16 protein-coding genes and 3 pseudogenes are annotated in these 15,241 nt (G+C 72.7%); 17 read left to right on the forward strand and 2 right to left on the reverse strand.

Annotation, left to right across the window (positions count from 1 at the left end; translation table 11 throughout):
• Positions 1-141: 141 nt before the first annotated feature.
• Genes ACFY1J_RS20630 through ACFY1J_RS20670 form a run of 9 tightly spaced genes read left to right on the forward strand, consistent with a single transcriptional unit; the run spans position 142 to position 7,860 of the window.
• A complete protein-coding gene (locus ACFY1J_RS20630; protein ID WP_390707811.1) occupies positions 142-579 on the forward strand; it encodes a hypothetical protein in 438 nt (145 codons plus the stop codon).
• A complete protein-coding gene (locus tag ACFY1J_RS20635) occupies positions 576-1,505 on the forward strand; it encodes a hypothetical protein (protein ID WP_390707812.1) in 930 nt (309 codons plus the stop codon). The genes ACFY1J_RS20630 and ACFY1J_RS20635 overlap by 4 nt, the downstream gene beginning before the upstream one ends.
• Positions 1,492-2,934 (forward strand): V-type ATPase 116kDa subunit family protein, encoded by a 1,443-nt coding sequence (locus ACFY1J_RS20640; RefSeq protein WP_390707813.1) that lies wholly within the window; start codon positions 1,492-1,494, stop codon positions 2,932-2,934. Before ACFY1J_RS20635 ends, ACFY1J_RS20640 begins: the two co-directional genes overlap by 14 nt.
• Positions 2,919-3,332: an ATP synthase subunit C gene (locus ACFY1J_RS20645; protein ID WP_390707814.1), complete on the forward strand. Its 414-nt coding sequence runs from the start codon at positions 2,919-2,921 to the stop codon at positions 3,330-3,332. Before ACFY1J_RS20640 ends, ACFY1J_RS20645 begins: the two co-directional genes overlap by 16 nt.
• Complete coding sequence (locus tag ACFY1J_RS20650) at positions 3,329-3,562, forward strand: V-type ATP synthase subunit F (protein WP_390707815.1); 234 nt, start codon at positions 3,329-3,331, stop codon at positions 3,560-3,562. The genes ACFY1J_RS20645 and ACFY1J_RS20650 overlap by 4 nt, the downstream gene beginning before the upstream one ends.
• Positions 3,559-4,068: a hypothetical protein gene (locus tag ACFY1J_RS20655; protein ID WP_390707816.1), complete on the forward strand. Its 510-nt coding sequence runs from the start codon at positions 3,559-3,561 to the stop codon at positions 4,066-4,068. The genes ACFY1J_RS20650 and ACFY1J_RS20655 overlap by 4 nt, the downstream gene beginning before the upstream one ends.
• On the forward strand, positions 4,065-5,852 hold the full coding sequence (locus ACFY1J_RS20660) for a V-type ATP synthase subunit A (RefSeq protein WP_390731629.1): 1,788 nt from the start codon (positions 4,065-4,067) through the stop codon (positions 5,850-5,852). Before ACFY1J_RS20655 ends, ACFY1J_RS20660 begins: the two co-directional genes overlap by 4 nt.
• Positions 5,849-7,243: a V-type ATP synthase subunit B gene (locus ACFY1J_RS20665; protein ID WP_390731630.1), complete on the forward strand. Its 1,395-nt coding sequence runs from the start codon at positions 5,849-5,851 to the stop codon at positions 7,241-7,243. Before ACFY1J_RS20660 ends, ACFY1J_RS20665 begins: the two co-directional genes overlap by 4 nt.
• Positions 7,240-7,860: a V-type ATP synthase subunit D gene (locus ACFY1J_RS20670; protein ID WP_390731631.1), complete on the forward strand. Its 621-nt coding sequence runs from the start codon at positions 7,240-7,242 to the stop codon at positions 7,858-7,860. The genes ACFY1J_RS20665 and ACFY1J_RS20670 overlap by 4 nt, the downstream gene beginning before the upstream one ends.
• A gap of 109 nt (positions 7,861-7,969) precedes the next feature.
• On the opposite strand, the gene ACFY1J_RS20675 is transcribed toward ACFY1J_RS20670, so the two are convergent.
• Positions 7,970-8,392 carry an Hsp20/alpha crystallin family protein gene (locus ACFY1J_RS20675; RefSeq protein WP_390707820.1) on the reverse strand — a complete coding sequence of 141 codons (423 nt, stop codon included), beginning with the start codon at positions 8,390-8,392 and terminating at the stop codon, positions 7,970-7,972.
• 228 nt (positions 8,393-8,620) lie between these two features.
• Here ACFY1J_RS20675 and ACFY1J_RS20680 point away from each other — a divergent pair, with 228 nt between their 5' ends.
• From ACFY1J_RS20680 to ACFY1J_RS20715, 8 genes and pseudogenes are all read left to right on the forward strand, one after another.
• Complete coding sequence (locus ACFY1J_RS20680) at positions 8,621-8,968, forward strand: DUF1918 domain-containing protein (RefSeq protein WP_390731632.1); 348 nt, start codon at positions 8,621-8,623, stop codon at positions 8,966-8,968.
• Complete coding sequence (locus ACFY1J_RS20685) at positions 8,952-9,830, forward strand: universal stress protein (protein ID WP_390731633.1); 879 nt, start codon at positions 8,952-8,954, stop codon at positions 9,828-9,830. The genes ACFY1J_RS20680 and ACFY1J_RS20685 overlap by 17 nt, the downstream gene beginning before the upstream one ends.
• A gap of 53 nt (positions 9,831-9,883) precedes the next feature.
• A pseudogene (locus tag ACFY1J_RS20690) lies at positions 9,884-10,012 on the forward strand (CBS domain-containing protein); the annotation flags it as partial.
• Positions 10,013-10,025: 13 nt separating this feature from the next.
• Positions 10,026-10,076 (forward strand): annotated as a pseudogene (locus ACFY1J_RS20695) (hypothetical protein); the annotation flags it as partial.
• Positions 10,076-10,324: pseudogene (locus tag ACFY1J_RS20700) on the forward strand (CBS domain-containing protein); the annotation flags it as partial. The pseudogenes ACFY1J_RS20695 and ACFY1J_RS20700, both read left to right, overlap by 1 nt.
• Entirely contained in the window at positions 10,314-13,193 is a 2,880-nt protein-coding gene (locus ACFY1J_RS20705; RefSeq protein WP_390731634.1) for a cation-translocating P-type ATPase, read from the forward strand. The pseudogene ACFY1J_RS20700 and the gene ACFY1J_RS20705, both read left to right, overlap by 11 nt.
• Entirely contained in the window at positions 13,190-13,849 is a 660-nt protein-coding gene (locus ACFY1J_RS20710; protein WP_390707824.1) for a potassium channel family protein, read from the forward strand. Before ACFY1J_RS20705 ends, ACFY1J_RS20710 begins: the two co-directional genes overlap by 4 nt.
• Positions 13,846-14,502 (forward strand): potassium channel family protein, encoded by a 657-nt coding sequence (locus tag ACFY1J_RS20715; protein ID WP_390707825.1) that lies wholly within the window; start codon positions 13,846-13,848, stop codon positions 14,500-14,502. Before ACFY1J_RS20710 ends, ACFY1J_RS20715 begins: the two co-directional genes overlap by 4 nt.
• A 32-nt stretch (positions 14,503-14,534) precedes the next feature.
• On the opposite strand, the gene ACFY1J_RS20720 is transcribed toward ACFY1J_RS20715, so the two are convergent.
• A complete protein-coding gene (locus tag ACFY1J_RS20720; protein ID WP_390707826.1) occupies positions 14,535-14,978 on the reverse strand; it encodes a universal stress protein in 444 nt (147 codons plus the stop codon).
• Between the last annotated feature and the right edge of the window lie 263 nt (positions 14,979-15,241).

Below are 15,241 nucleotides of genomic sequence, written 5' to 3' on the forward strand. Positions count from 1 at the left end.
CCTACCGTCCCAGTCTTCCGCTCTGGCCGTCGTCGCCAAGGGCCGAACGGCCCTGGTGGAACATCGCGGCGGCCCTATCCGGTGCGGAGCGGGAGCGGAACGGTGAGACTGAAAGAGCAGTCGACCGGCAGGAGGCCGCCGATGACCCTGCGGGACTTCCTGGAACGGTTCCGTCCGGTGGGGACGCCGGGAGCGTCCGCCACCGGCGTGCCCGCCGACCGTACGGCGGAGCGGACAGCGGAACTGGAACCCGCCCTCGCACAGCTGACGGATGTACAGCAGGAGGCGGCAGCCATCCGGGCCGCGGCGGACGAGGCGGCCGATGTCATCCGACACGACGCCGCGCGGGAGGCGGAGCGCCTCGTGGCGGCCGCCCGTGAGCGTGCCCCCGAGATACGCCGGCAAGCCGCGGAACCCATCCTCCGGGAGGCTCGGCAGGAGGCCGACGCCCTTCGCGCCGCCGGAGACGCCGCCGCCTCGGCGGTCCGGGAGCGGGCCGGAGAGCGCATGCCGGATCTGGTGGAGCGTGCGGTGGCCGACGCAGTGCGCCTGGCAGTCGGGCCGGGCGAAGCGCCATGAGCGCCGGCTGGGTGGCCGGGGCGGTGCGGGCCAAGGCCCTCGCCAACCGGTACCCGGGCGCCGACGGGGCGCGGGAGATCGCGGCCTGTGCCACGCTCGACGACGCCCTGCGGTCCTTGGCGGCGACCCCGTACTCCAGGTACGTGCGGACAGCGGTCGGTCTGCCCCAGGCCCAGCGGGCGGTGACCGCGACCCTGCTGTGGCATCTGCGCGTACTGGCCGGCTGGCTGCCCCGGGGCGGTGCTCGCCTCCTCGTTCCGCTCGCCGCGGGGTTCGAGATCGCCAACGTGGCCTCCCGGCTGCTCGCCCAGGACGGTCGCCGTACGGAGGCTGCGGAGCCGTACCGGCTCGGGGCGCTCGAAACGGCCTGGCGGAGTCTGGAGCGTGCCGGGACACCCGCGGAGCTGCGGGCCACACTCGCCACCTCGCCGTGGGGCGATCCGGGCGGCGACACGCCCTGGGCGCTGGTCACCGGAATGCGGATGGCCGCCGCTCGGCGCACCGCCGTCGTCGTACCGCACGCGCGCCCGTGGGCCGAGGGGCGCGCCGCCCTGCTGATCGCCCGCGAACTGTTCGTGCACCGGCGCACGGTGTCGACGACCGTGCGACGTGACGCCGCGCGGCTGCTCGGGGCACGGGCGCTGTCCGCCGACACCTACCAGGAGTTCCGCGAGGGCCTGCCCGCGGCGACCCGCTGGGTCGTGGCGGACGTGGCGGAGCCGGGCGGGCTGTGGCGGGCCGAGGCGGGCTGGTGGCGGAGAGTGCACAACGACGGCGCGGTGATGCTGCGCGACGCCCGGCACGGGCCGGGCGTGGTCGTGGGCGCGGTCGCGGTGCTGTCCGTGGACGCGTGGCGGGTGCGCGCGGCGCTGGAATCGGCGGCGCGTGGCGGACGGCCCGGGGAGGTGTTCGATGCCCTGGCCTGACACGCTGACGCCGGTCCGGATGCGCCGTGTGGCGGTGATCGTGCCGCAGGTGGCCCTGCGGGACGCGCTGGTGCGGATCGCCGAGGCGGGATGCGTCGAACTGGACCGCGCCGAGGAAGCGGCTCCGGGAGCGGCGGCGGCGCGGCTTCAGCGGCTGTGGGGGCGTGCCACGACGACCGGGCCCGAGGGAGCGGTCTCGGCCGTCCTGGCCGCCGAGATGCCCGACCTCGACCTCCTCGAAGCGCGGCGCAGCGTCGAATTGCTGGCGGGTGAAGCCCAGTTGGAGGAGCACGCCGAAGGCGCGGTACGACGCGGGGAGGTGGCCGCGCTGGCCGGATGGTGCCCGGCCGGCGAGGTGCCCCGGGTGGCGGGCCGGCTGGCGGCCGCGGGCGGCGCACTGGTACCACTGCCGTCCCCTCGCGGCACCGATCCGCCGACGCTGCTTCGACCGGGCAGGCCTGTGTCGTTCACGCCGCTGGTGACGACGTACGGGACGCCGGCCTACGCGGATCTCGACCCCTCGTGGCCGGCAGGCCTGGCCTATGTCGCGATGTTCGGGATCATGTTCGGTGACGTGGGGCATGGAGCGCTGCTGCTGTTCGGCGCGCTCGCGCTGCGCCTCGGGCGGCCCCGTCGGCTCGCCCGGTTCAGCCGTCTTTGGCCGTTCCTCGCGGGTGCCGGAGTCGCCGCCATGCTCGCGGGCGCCGCTTACGGGGAGTTCTTCGGTCCGACCGGGCTGCTGCCGGTGCTGTGGCTGAGTCCTTTGGACAGTCCTGCCCGCTTGCTGGCAGCCGCCGTGGTCTTCGGCGCGGGACTGCTTGCCGTCGCGCACGCCGCCGGCGCGGTCAACCGCGTACGCGAGAGCGGCTGGGCCACGGCGTTGTACGCGCCGTCCGGCTGCGCCGGCCTGCTGTTCTACCTGGGGCTGGCACTGGCCGCGACAGGTCTGCTCCTGCACCGGCCGGCCGCGGCCGTCACCGGGGCCACGCTCGCTGTCATCGGGCTGGCACTGATGGCCCTCGGGCTGTTCCGGGCCACAGCGGGCGGTGGCGCCGGATGCGCCGAAACGGTTGTACGGCTGTTCGACGTTGTCGTGCGTACGGGCACCAACACCCTGTCCTTCGCCCGGCTCGCGGCCTTCGGCCTCACGCACGCCGCGCTCGCCGACCTGGTGTGGCGCGGCACCACGGGCCTGGCCGGGCACGGTGCGGCCGGAGTCGCGGGGGCGGCGCTGCTGTTCGCCACGGGCACGGCCCTCTCGTTCGGTCTGGAGGCACTGGTGGCCGGTGTGCAGGCCCTGCGGCTGGAGTTCTACGAACTCTTCTCCCGGCTCTTCGAGGCGGAGGGCCGCCCGTTCCGTCCGTGGCACGTTCCCCAGGCGGAACCTGCCGACAGTTCTACGAAGGTGATCCCATGCTCACCTGGCTGATCGTCCTGCCGGTCCTGGCCGCGGTATTCGGCGTCGTAGGGCTGCTGCGGCGGCGCCGGGCCGGACACGCCTTCCGGTGGCTGCTGGTCACGAACCTCGCCCTGTTGGGCAGCGCCTGTGTCGTTCTGGCCACCGCGCTCGTGCACCCTGCCGAGGCGTCGGCCCAGGCCGCGGACTCCGGCGCAGTCAACGGGACGGCGCTGATCGCCGCGGCCGTCGCGGTGGCCGGGGCGTCGATCGGGGCCGCGATCGCGGTCGCCTACACAGGAGCGGCTGCTCTGGCCGCGCTGAGCGAGCGACCGGAAATCTTCGGCCGGGCAATGGTGATCGTCGGTCTGGCGGAGGGCATCGCCGTCTACGGACTGGTGGTCGCGATCCTGCTGATCGGAAAGGCATGACGATGGGCACCGTGGCCGCCATCGGCGCACGCACCAGCATGTGCGGTCTGGCCCTGGCCGGAGTGGACGTACTGGTTGCGGAAGATCCGGACGCCGTCCGCCGCACCTGGCAGACGCTCCCGGGCACGGTCGGCCTCGTGATCCTCACGTCCGAGGCCGCCGAAGCGCTGGGGGCTGAGGCGATGGCGCCGGCCCCCTCCCGGCCGCTGACCGTGGTGATGCCCCGATGACCACGTCCGTTGACGCGCTGGCTCCTGTGCGCGCCGAGTTGCTGCGGTCGGCACGGGCCTCGGCCGACGCGGTACGGGAACGAGCGCGGGCCGACGCGGAGGAAACCCTGCGCGCAGCACGCAGCACTGCCGACGAGGTGCTCGCGCGGGCCCAGGACCTCGGCGAGGCCGACGGCGCCGCCGGAGCGGCCCGGGAACGTGTGCGAGCGGTGCAGGACGCCTGGGCGAAGGAACTCGCGGCTCGTTCCGAGGTCTACGGCGCACTCGGGGCCGCGATCCGCGAGGGCGTGCGCGGAGCGCTGGCGGAGGGTGCCGTACCGCGGGCTCGACTCGCCGCTGCGGCGCGGGCGCTGCTCGGATCGCAGGCACGGGTCACCGCTGCCGCAGGGGGCGGAGTGACGGCCGAGGTGGTGGACCGGCGGGTCGATCTGTCGGCGGACGCTCTCGCCGAGCGTGCCCTGGAACGGTTGGGCGTGCAGGCCGAGTTGCTGTGGAGGCCGCCGTGACCCCGCCCAGCAGCCCGGGGGCAGGCTCGCGGGCCACGCGCGCCGGTCCGGCACCGCTCCGGGGGAACGACACCACCCGTCCGCGGATCCTCCGGGTCGCCGGCCCCTTGGTGGAGATCGTCTGCCCCGCTTCGGTCGCCATGCACGACTTGGTCGTGCTCGGCGCCGCCCGGCTGCCGGGCGAGGTGGTCGCCATTCATGGCGAGACGGCCACTGTCCAGGCGTACGAGTACACGGGTGGACTGGCCCCCGGGCATTTGGCGGAGCCCCAGGGCCACCCGCTGTCGGTGCGCCTGGCCCCGGATCTGCTCGGCGGTGTGTACGACGGCCTCTTGCGCCCGCTGCTCGGTGCCGGTGACCTTCTCATGGCTGGCAAGCCGAGCGCAGCACCGGAACTGCGCCATTGGGCGTTCACACCGCAGGTGGCCGACGGAGCGCGGGTCACCGCCGGGGACGTCCTCGGGGAGATCGGAGCGAGCGTGCCGTTGCGGCTGCTGGTGCCTCCGGGCCACTCGGGCGAGGTGACCCGGGTCGCGGCGGCGGGTGAGCACTCCGTGGACGCCGTGCTCGCCGTGGTGGCCGGTCACGAGGTGCGGATGGCGCAGTCCTGGCCGGTGCGGAGGGTGCGGCCGGTCGCGGAGCGGTTGCCGGCGGACCTCCCGCTGAACACCGGGCAGCGGGCCGTCGATCTGCTCTTCCCGGTGGCCCGCGGGAGCACGGTCGCGGTGCCGGGCGGTTTCGGCACCGGCAAGACCATGCTGTTGCAGCAGATCGCCAAGTGGTGCGATGCCGACGTGATCGTCTACGTCGGCTGCGGCGAGCGCGGCAACGAGATGGCGGACGTCATCGAAGAGCTGACCGAGCTGACCGATCCGCGTACCGGTGGGAGCCTGGCGGATCGGACCGTGACGATCGCGAACACCTCCAACATGCCGATGATGGCCCGCGAGGCGAGCGTGCACACGGGGGCGACGGTCGCGGAGTACTTCCGCGACATGGGCCTGGACGTCGTATTGATCGCCGACTCGACCTCCCGCTGGGCGGAGGCGCTGCGCGAGTTCGCCTCCCGCATGGGTGAACTCCCCGCCGAGGAGGGGTATCCGGCGGGTCTCGCCTCGCAGCTGGCCGCCTTCTACGAGCGGGCCGCCGCGGTGCGCACCCTCGGCGGCGCGACCGGCTCCGTCACGGTGATCGGCGCCGTGTCCCCGCCGGGCGGCGACCGCACGGAGCCGGTGACCGCGCACACCGAACGCTTCGTACGGTGCCTGTGGAGCCTGGACCGCGATCTCGCCTACGCACGGCACTATCCGGCCGTTTCCTGGGCGGAGTCCTTTTCGCGGGACGCCGCCGCGCTGGCCATCGCGCACGCCCGGGCCGGTGACCCCGAGTGGGCCGTGCGGCGGAGACGGGTGGCGCTGCTGCTCGCCGAGGCAGACAGGCTGGCCGACCTCGTCGAGCTGGTCGGTATCACGGCCCTGCCGTCCCGGGAGCGGGTCAGCGTGCTCGCGGGACGGTTGCTGCGCGAGTCCCTGATCCAGCAGAACGCCCTGTCGCCGGCCGATGCCTACAGCGCCCCCGAGAAGACCGCGGCCCTCGTGGAGGCCGTGCTGACAGTGATCGACCGGTGTCTGGAACTGGTGGACAGCGGCGCCCAGGCGGACGCCGTCGAGGCGGTCGACTTCACCCCGCTGCTCCGAGCGCGCGAAGCGGCGGGCCCAGGGGAGACCGCTCCCGTGGCGGCGGCGCGGGACACCGTGCTGGCCCGGCTCAAGGAGGCGGCATGAGCGGCCTCGCCAACGTCGAGTACACGGGCGTACGGGAACTGCGTGGCCCGCTCGTGGTCGTCGAAGGCGTGAGCGGGGTCGGCTGGGACGAGTTCGCCACGATCGTCCTCGGCTCCGGTGAACGACGGCACGGGCTGGTCCTGGAGGTGGACCGGGATCTTGCGGTGGTGCAGGTCCTGGAGGACACGGCGGGCATGGACCGGATCGGCACCCGCGTCGCGTTCTCGGGTACGCCGCTGCGGATCCCGGTCGGCAACGGATGGCTGGGGCGGGTGTGCAACGGGCGGGGCGAACCCGCAGACGGCGGGCCGCCGGTGCTGGGCGGGTCGTACGCGGCGGTGGGCGGGGCGCCGATCAACCCGGCTCGGCGGGAGACGCCGGACGAGCCGGTCCTGACCGGCGTGGGCGCCGTGGACGTGCTCACCACGCTGGTGCGGGGCCAGAAATTGCCGGTGTTCTCGGCGGCCGGGCTGCCGCATCTGGAGCTGGCGGTGCAGATCGCGGCTCAGGCGACGTGCGGCGGGGAGGCGTTCGCCGTCGTGTTCGCCGGCATGGGGCTCACGCACGCCGACGCGGCGTTCGTCCGTGACGGGCTGGCCGCCCGCTCCGCCGCACGGGAACTGGTCCTCGTCGTCAACACGGCCGACGACCCGGTGATCGAACGGTTGCTCACCCCCCGTCTCGCACTGACCGTCGCCGAACACCTGGCGTTCGTCGAGGGCCGTCACGTCCTGGTGGTGATGACGGACATGACGGCCTATGCGGAGGCGCTGCGCGAGGTGTCCGCCGCACGGGGCGAGATCCCGGCCCGCCGGGCGTACCCGGGCTACCTCTACAGCGACCTCGCGTCCCTTTACGAGCGCTGCGGGAAGATCAAGGGCCGTCCGGGGTCGGTGACCGTGCTGCCGGTGCTCACCATGCCTGCGGGCGACATCACCCACCCCGTTCCGGACCTCACCGGGTACATCACGGAGGGCCAGATCGTGCTGTCCGCCGAAGTGCACGCGGCCGGCACATATCCGCCCGTCGACCCGCTGGCCTCGCTGTCGCGCCTCATGCGCAAGGGAGCCGGACCGGGCCGTACCCGAGCGGACCATCCGGCCGTCGCCGCACAGTTGATCGCCGCACTGGCCCGGTCCCGGCAGGTGCGGGAACTCGCCGACCTGATCGGTCGGTCGGCACTCAGCCCGACCGACCTGCGCCACCTCGACCTGGAGGACGCCTTCCGGAACCGGTTCCTCGCCCAGGAAACGGACGAGAACCGGTCACTGGAAGAGTCCCTGGACCGGGCCTGGGAAGTGCTGCTGACCCTGCCCCGCAGCCAGCTCGGCATGATCCCGGCCGACCTGCTCGACACCCACGCCCCACCGCAGGACGGGGAGCCGCCGTGAGCACGCGCGGGCGCCGAGTACCCCCGGGACGGGCCGGGCGGCTGCGGCTTCGCCGCAACCTCGCCACCGCGCTGCGCGGAGCCGACCTGCTGGAACGCAAACTCCGGCTGTTGCTGGACCGGGAGCGCGCGCAACGGCGGGCGGCCGAGGACGCGGGCTCGGCATGGCGGGACGCACTCGCCGAGGCCGACACCTGGCTGGTGCGCGGGGTGCTGCTCGGCGGTGAACAGGCGCTGGCCCAGGCGGCGCCCGCGGACCGGGCCCGCGTCGGTGTCGAGTGGACCGTGCTGATGGGCGTACGCCATCCCGCAGGCGTGACCTGGACAGCGCCCGTCCGCTCCCCGACGGAGCCCACACCGCCCAACACCGCGCTCGCGCACGCCGAGACGGCCTACCGTGCCGCGGTCCGCGCCGCCGCTGAGTACGCCGCTCACCAGGCGGCCGCCGAGTTGCTCGCCGCCGAAGCCGGACGGACCCGGCAGCGGGTTCGCGCCCTGCGCCGGCACTGGATCCCCCGGCTGCAGCGTGAACTGGCCTCCCTGGAGCTGGCATTGGAGGAGACCGAACACGAGGAAGCGGTACGACGCCGCTGGGCCGCTTCCCACGGGGCCCGGTGAGGGCGGCGCGAGGCCGGTGAGGGCGGCGCGAGGCCGGTGAGGGCGGCGCGAGAAGCGCAGGACGATGGCGGGCCCCTGCCCGAGCCCGCCACCTCGCCGGCAACTGTCGTCAGTTGCCCTGCTGGATCTCGATGTGCTTGGCCTCCGCCTTCTCGGCGCCCAGGCCGACGCTGACAGTGAGCATGCCGTCGGTGTAGTCGGCCTTGACGTCGTCCTCGTCGGCGCCCGGTGGCAGCGTCACGCTGCGGCTCATCGTGCCATACCGGATCTCGTTGTGGGTTTTCGTGACTTCCTTCTCGGTGCGTTCGGCCTGAACGGTCAGGACGCCGTCACTGATGAAGACGTCGAGGTCCCCGGGGGCCATGCCCGGAAGCTCCGCTCGCATCACGTAGCGGTCGTTCTCGATGAAGTCCTCGATGCGAATCGTGTACAGGTCACCCATCGTGGGCATCGCGAACCGGGCCGGAAGGTTCTCGAACCAGTCCGGCAACTCCGGGAACGCGAACTTCTGCCTGCGTGCCAGTGTGGCCATCGCCTTACCTCCTCGGCGGTTGTCCAGCCTGCCGACACCTCCAGTCCAGCACGGACAGGCCCGTACCGCTAAGTCCGAACAGCCCATGGCACGGTCCCTGAAGTCCCCCCATGATGGGCCGACAGGGACGGGACGAGGACCAATGGCCCCTGGAAACCCTCACCACGCCAGGTCTTGTATGAGATCAGCGGCACTGCTTCGCGCCACCGCAGGGAGGAGGCGAGCGAGATGTCCGCTCCCGCACCGACAAGAAGGAACGACCGGGCCGCGCCGAGGACCGCTGCCGAGACCGGCGCCTCGATGCGTGCCCGCGTGGGTGACGAGATCGTCGTGCGCGGCACCGCGGCCGGGGTCGTCGCACGGGACGGCGAGATCGTGGGGCTCCACCATCCGGACGGCAGCCCGCCGTACGACGTCCGCTGGGCCGAGGACGGTCGGGTGACCCTCTACTTCCCAGGACCCGACGCCTACGTCAGGCATCTGACGCCCGAGCCGCACCCGGAAAGCGCGTCCGCGCACGCGTCGCCGGCTCCCGACCAGTCCCCGGCCGGAGGCCGCCATGTCGTGGCCCGGTGATCGCCGGCCGATCGTGGTGGGCGTCGATCCCGACCCCGGCCGGCAGATGGCGCTGGCCTGGGCGGCCGACGAGGCCGCCCGCCGTCGGCTGCCGTTGCGTCCGGTCCACGTCGGAGGCGTGCCGACCAGGGGCTATCGGTTGCGCGAAATGCCGACCTGGAAAGAATGGGACGAGGCGCTGCACAAGGCCGGAAGGCAGGTGCTCGAAAAAGCCGTGGACTTCGTCAGGGCGCGGCACCCGCTGGTCGAGGTGGACGCTGTGCTCGCCGAGGGCGACGCCGTGCGGGCGCTGTGTGAGCAGAGCCGCGGCGCAACGGCTGTCGTGCTGGGCTCGCGACATCTGAGCCGGGTCCAAGAAGTGTTCGGCTCCGCCTCGGTCGCCCTGCCGGTCATGGCCCACGCGCAGTGCCCCGTGGTCGTCGTACCCGAGCCGGAGCACATCACCCAGCAGCCCGCGTACTTCGTCGTCGGCGTCGACGGCAGCGAACACTCGGCCGCCGCGGTCGACGTGGCATTCGAGGAGGCGGCCCTGCGTGGCGCCGAGCTGCGCGCCCTGTACGTCTGGGAGGCAGGTCCCCTGAGGGTCTTCGACGAGTACGCACCGCAGCAGGAAGCACGCCGACTGCTCCACGAGACGGTGGCCGGCCGCCACGCCCGCTACCCGGAGGTGAACCTCCACCACGAACTGGTCGTCGGGCATCCCGTGCAGGTGCTCACCGACGCCTCCGCCCACGCGCTGGGCCTGGTGGTGGGGACCCGCGGCCACGGAGGCTTCACCGGCATGCTGCTGGGCTCGGTCAGCCAAGGAGTGCTGCACCACGCCCGCTGCCCCGTCATCGCCGTTCCGTCGAAGCCGACGTGAGGCCGAGGCCGGCCCGCCTCGGAGGGAAGGGACGCATGAAGGTCTCCGAGGTCATGACTGCCCCTGCGGTGTCCGTCACGCCTCACGTCTCCCTGCTCGAGGTGACCCGGCGGATGACCGAGTCCGCCGTCGGCTCCGTTCTCGTCGTCGAGGGCGGAACGCTGCGCGGCATCGTCACCGACCGCGACCTCGCCGTACGCGGCCTGGGTGGTGGCCTGGGCCGGGAGGCGCCGGTGGATGCGGTGATGACGGCCGAGGTGGCCACGGTCGACGCGGACGACGACCTTCAGGTGGCCTACAGGATGTTCCGCCGCACCGGCGTGCGCCGCCTGCCGGTCCTCGACGGCGGCAGGGTGGTGGGGGTGCTGACGATCGACGACCTGTTCCTGGACGTGTTCCGGCGGCTGGTCGATCTGCTCGGACCGGTCGCCTGGAGCGTGCTCCAGGAGCCACCCGGGCCACCCTCGGCGGCGGGGGCCCGCCATGAGCCCTGAACCGGCCGGGCGGGGAGCGATCTCGCATCGCGTGCCCGGGACGACGGCGCTGCACTCCGGTGGCCCGCCGACAGGCGCCGCGGCCTCGGCCGCCGGCCCACCCCGGGACCGGCCCGGCGCCCCCGGCCCGTCCATCCCGTCTCTGCCCGTCCCGGACGTCTACACCGCTCTGGACGGTTCCCCGCGCGGGCTCACGGCGGCCGAGGCCGCCGTGCGGCTGGACCGCTACGGCCCCAACGAGCTGCCCGGCGTGGGCCGTCGGCATCTGTGGAGGCAGCTGCTCGCACAGTTCACCGACCTCTTCGCGGTGGTGCTGCTCGTCTCCTCGGCGATCACCTTCCTCGCCTACGCACTGGAGCGGCCCAGGGATCCGGCAACACTTCAGCTGGCCCTGGCGATCCTCGGCGTGGTTCTCCTGAACGCGGGCATCGGTTTCGCGCAGGAGTACTCCGCCGAGCGCACGGCCGAGTCGTTGCAGGCGATGGTGCCGCACATCTGCCGGGTGCTGCGGGACGGGGAGCCACGGGAACGGCCCGCTCGGGATCTGGTTCCCGGGGATGTCGTGCTTCTGGAGGCCGGAGACGCGGTGTCGGCCGACTGCCGACTGGTCGAGGCGCACGACGTCGCTGTCAACAACGCGGCACTGACCGGCGAGAGCGATGCCGTCGCACGGGTCGCCGCACCGGTGCCTGCGGGGCCGCCGCTGGAGGCGCGCAACTGCGTGTTCATGGGCACCGACGTGGTCGCGGGCACAGGCAAGGCGGTCGTGTCGGCCACCGGGACGGCCACCGAGTTCGGGAGGATCTTCCGCCTCACCGCGGCGGCACCGCGACAGAAGACCCCATTGCAGCGCCAGGTCGCGGCCATGGCCCGCCGCGTGGCCGGTGTCGCGCTGGCGACCGGGGCCGCCCTGTTCGCGGTGCGCATACCCAGCGGGCAGCCGTTCGTCGACACGTTCGTGTTCTCGCTCGGGGTCATGGTCGCCCTCGTTCCGGAGGGTCTGCCGGCAACGCTCTCGGTGTCGCTGGCGATCGGTGTGCGCCGTATGGCCCGTCGGCACGCGCTGGTCAAGCAGCTGCTGGCGGTGGAGGCACTCGGCTCGACGAGCGTGGTGTGCACCGACAAGACGGGAACCCTCACGCAGGCCGAGATGACCGTCGTACGCGTGTGGGCGAACGACGTGTCGCACGCTGTGGCGGGGGTGGGGTATGCGCCGGTCGGTGAGGTCGCCGAGGCACGGTCCGTGCGGGAGCTGCTGCGGACGGCGGCTCTGTGCAGCAACGCCCGGCTGGTGCCGCCCACCGGACACGACGGCTGGCGGGTGCTCGGCGACACCACTGAGGGCGCACTTCTGGTGGCCGCCATGAAGGCAGGCCTGGATCCGGCGGTGGAGGAGGCCCGGACACCGCGCGTGGCGGAGTATCCCTTCGACTCCGACCGCAAGCTGATGAGCACCGTGCACCGCGACGAGGACGGCACGTACGACGCGTGTGTCAAGGGCGCGCCCCTGGAACTGCTCGCCCGTTGCGACGCCATCGACCGGGACGGCATACGGACGCCGCTCACGGAAGCCGCCCGCGCCGAGGTGGTCGCGGCCGCGGACGACATGGCCGGGCAGGGCCTGCGCGTGCTGGCGGTCGCCCGACGGAGGGTGACGAGTCCTCGCCCGGCGCTCGGAGACGTCGAATCCAAGCTCACCCTGCTGGGCCTCGCCGGGATGTACGACCCGCCACGCCCGGAGGTGCGGGACGCGGTGGACGCGTGCCGACGGGCCGGGATCCGCATCGTCATGGTCACCGGCGACCATCCTCTGACCGCGGAGGCCGTCGCCCGCCGCGTCGGCATCGTCCGGGGACCGGCCCCGTCCGTGGTGACGGGCGCGCAGGTGGACGCACTGGACGACGGCGGTCTGGACGCGCTGCTGACGGGCTCGACAGAACTGCTCCTGTGCCGGGTCAGTCCCGAGCACAAGATGCGCGTGGTCACCGCGCTGCAGCGGCGCGGTGAGGTCGTCGCCGTCACCGGGGACGGCGCCAACGACGCGCCCGCCCTGAAACACGCGGACATCGGCGTCGCCATGGGCGCCTCGGGCACGGACGTCGCCCGTGAGGCGGCTGTGATGGTGCTGCTCGACGACTCCTTCGCCTCCATCACCACCGCGGTGGGGCTGGGCCGTTCCGTCTACCGCAACATCCGCAAGTTCCTGATCTACCTGTTCAGCCACAACATCGCCGAACTGGTGCCGATCCTGGCGGCGACCTTCGCCGGGTTCCCGCTGGTGCCGATCACGGCCGTGCAGATTCTCGCCATCGACCTGGGTTCCGACGTACTGCCCGCGCTCGCGCTGGGTGCCGAGCCGATGGAAGCCGACGTCATGGACAGCCCGCCGCGACCGCGCCGGGAACGGCTCTTCTCGACCGCCGTCATGGGCCGGATCCTCTTCCTCGGCGGTATCCAGGCCCTCGGCGTGTGTGCCGTGTTCTTCTGGCACATCCACGCCTCCGGCATCCCGTACACGGACTTCACCAGGGACGATCCCGTCTACCGGGAAGCGATCACCATGGTCCAGGCCGGCATCGTTGTCAGTCAGTTCTTCAACGCCCTCGCGGTACGCACCGACCGGCAGAGCGTATTGCGGGCAGGTCTGCTGTCCAACCCCTGGCTGATCGGCGCCGGTTGCGTGGGTATCGCGCTGATGGCCGCCATCAGTTACGCGCCGCCGCTGCAGGAGATCTTCAATACCGCGCCGCTGGCACCCGCCGACTGGGCGGTTCTCGCCGGGCTCGGGGCACTGTTGCTGGCCGCCGAGGAAGCCCGTAAGTGGGTGCTCCGGCACCGAAGGACATCCCCGAAGGGAGGGACACGATGAGAGTGGTCATCGTGGGCTGCGGCCGGGTCGGTTCCACCCTCGCAGCGCAGCTTGTGACCGAGGGCCATGACGTGCGTGTCGTCGACCGGCAGCCCAAGGCGGGCAGGCTGCTGCCACCGAGCTTCCCCGGCACCTTCCACGTGGGCAACGGCTTCAGCCGCTCTGTGCTGGAAGCAGCCGGAATCGTCCACGCGGACGCGTGCGTCGCGGTCACCTCGGGAGACAACAGCAACATCGTCAGCGCCCGCACCGCCAAGGAGACGTACCGGGTTCCGGTCGTCCTCGCCCGCATCCACGACCCGAGCCGCGCCGACATCTACCGTGACCTGGGCATCCCGACGATCTCCAGCGTCCGCTGGGCCGTCGGCCGCATTCACCAGATGCTGCTGCACCGGCACCTCACGCCGGAACTCTCCTTCGGGAACGGCGAGACCCTTCTGGTTCGCTCCCAGCTACCGGCCTATCTCACCGGACGCCGGCCGACCGAGTTCGACGTCGACGGGGAGATCCGCGTCGTGGAGATCACCCGCGGCGGACGCTCACTGCTGCCCGCCCATGGTGTCCTCGTCGAGCCCGGCGACCTGGTCACCTTCGCCGTCGCCGCGACCGCGCTCAGCCGTCTGCGCGGCTTCCTCGACAAGGAGCTGGGAACGTGAAGGTCCTGATCGCGGGCGCGGGCCGCCTCGGAACTCAGTTCGCCCAGGTTCTCTCCGCCGCACGCAACGACGTCACCCTCATCGAGCACGACGAGGGCCGCTTCGACGAACTGGCAGGCATGCCATCGGTCGACCTCGTGGCCGGGGACGCCTGCGAGCCCGCGCTCCTGGCGCGTGCGGGTGCGCTGACCTGCGACCTCGTCGTGGCCGCCACCGGGCGGGACGAGGACAACCTCGTCATCAGCCTGCTCGCCAAGCGCCAGTTCGGTGTGGGACGAGTGGCGGCGCGCGTCAACGACGCGGAGAACGCCTGGCTCTTCGGCCCGCAGTGGGGCGTGGACGTACCCGTGCCCGCGGCCACCCCGCTGATCTCACTCGTCGAGGAGGCCACCGGTGCCACCGACACGGTGGCACTGCTGCGGCTGAGCAAGGCGGGCGTCGAAGTCATCGAGACAGCGATCACCGAGGACTCCCGAGCCGCGGGGCGCCTGCTGGGTGAGATCACGCTGCCCGCCGGAACCGTGGTCGCCACCGTCGTCCGCGACGGACGTCCCACGGTGCCGAGCCCCGATGAGCGGCTCCTGCCGGGGGACGAAGTCCTGCTCGTCTCGCACGAGGCCACCGAGCAGGAGATCCATGCGGTCTTCCAGTGACCGGTCCGTGCCGTCCCGCGCCCCGGCCGAGGTCACGACGTCTCGCCGCGCACGATCACGACCGGGCAGGGGGCGTGGTGCGACACGTGCCGGCTGACGGAACCGAGCAGGGCGCGGGTGAACCCGCCTCTCCCTCGGCTGCCCACCACCAGGACCTCCGCTCCCTCCGCGGCCCGCAGCAGGACGTCGGCGGCGTTGCCGTGCACCAGGTGAGTCTTGACCTGCCCGGCCGCGTCCGCGCCCAGCACTTCGCTGAGTTCTTGCTGCATCCGCTGCCGGGCATCGTCCACGTCCGCGTCCAGGTCGACGGCGGGTGCCGACCAGCCGTACAGGCCCGGCAGCTCCCATACGGAGACCGCGTGCACGGTGCCGCCCACGAGCCCCGCGTAGCGAACGGCCCAGCGCAGGGCCGCGTACGAGGACCCCGATCCGTCGACACCGACCACGACCCTCGTCTCGGTGGCATCGTTGTCCATCTGTCCCACCTCTCCCACGGCCCTCGCGCCGCCCGGCCGGTCGCCCTTCGTCTCGACGCTGTGCTCGTCTCCACGCTGTGCTCGTCTCCACGCTGTGCGAGGCATCGCCGAACCGCGAGAGATGCGCCTCCGGGCGCATGACGGGGACTCGAGATGCCGAGCGGCCCCGTCGCCTGCCACCCTGAAGGAGTGACACCGGCCCGGCGTGGTCCCGGTGGGGCGGTGCCTACCCAGGCGTCGCCGCGGACCCCCGGCGACGGGAG

The organism is Streptomyces sp. NPDC001406, from assembly GCF_042895285.1.
Lineage (GTDB): Bacteria > Actinomycetota > Actinomycetes > Streptomycetales > Streptomycetaceae > Streptomyces.

Coding starts and splice junctions, on each gene's coding strand:
- ACFY1J_RS20630 (WP_390707811.1), top strand. CDS start 142: ATGACCCTGCGGGACTTCCTGGAACGGTTCCGTCCGGTGGGGACGCCG.
- ACFY1J_RS20635 (WP_390707812.1), top strand. CDS start 576: ATGAGCGCCGGCTGGGTGGCCGGGGCGGTGCGGGCCAAGGCCCTCGCC.
- ACFY1J_RS20640 (WP_390707813.1), top strand. CDS start 1,492: ATGCCCTGGCCTGACACGCTGACGCCGGTCCGGATGCGCCGTGTGGCG.
- ACFY1J_RS20645 (WP_390707814.1), top strand. CDS start 2,919: ATGCTCACCTGGCTGATCGTCCTGCCGGTCCTGGCCGCGGTATTCGGC.
- ACFY1J_RS20650 (WP_390707815.1), top strand. CDS start 3,329: ATGACGATGGGCACCGTGGCCGCCATCGGCGCACGCACCAGCATGTGC.
- ACFY1J_RS20655 (WP_390707816.1), top strand. CDS start 3,559: ATGACCACGTCCGTTGACGCGCTGGCTCCTGTGCGCGCCGAGTTGCTG.
- ACFY1J_RS20665 (WP_390731630.1), top strand. CDS start 5,849: ATGAGCGGCCTCGCCAACGTCGAGTACACGGGCGTACGGGAACTGCGT.
- ACFY1J_RS20675 (WP_390707820.1), bottom strand. CDS start 8,392: ATGGCCACACTGGCACGCAGGCAGAAGTTCGCGTTCCCGGAGTTGCCG.
- ACFY1J_RS20680 (WP_390731632.1), top strand. CDS start 8,621: ATGTCCGCTCCCGCACCGACAAGAAGGAACGACCGGGCCGCGCCGAGG.
- ACFY1J_RS20685 (WP_390731633.1), top strand. CDS start 8,952: ATGTCGTGGCCCGGTGATCGCCGGCCGATCGTGGTGGGCGTCGATCCC.
- ACFY1J_RS20705 (WP_390731634.1), top strand. CDS start 10,314: ATGAGCCCTGAACCGGCCGGGCGGGGAGCGATCTCGCATCGCGTGCCC.
- ACFY1J_RS20710 (WP_390707824.1), top strand. CDS start 13,190: ATGAGAGTGGTCATCGTGGGCTGCGGCCGGGTCGGTTCCACCCTCGCA.
- ACFY1J_RS20720 (WP_390707826.1), bottom strand. CDS start 14,978: ATGGACAACGATGCCACCGAGACGAGGGTCGTGGTCGGTGTCGACGGA.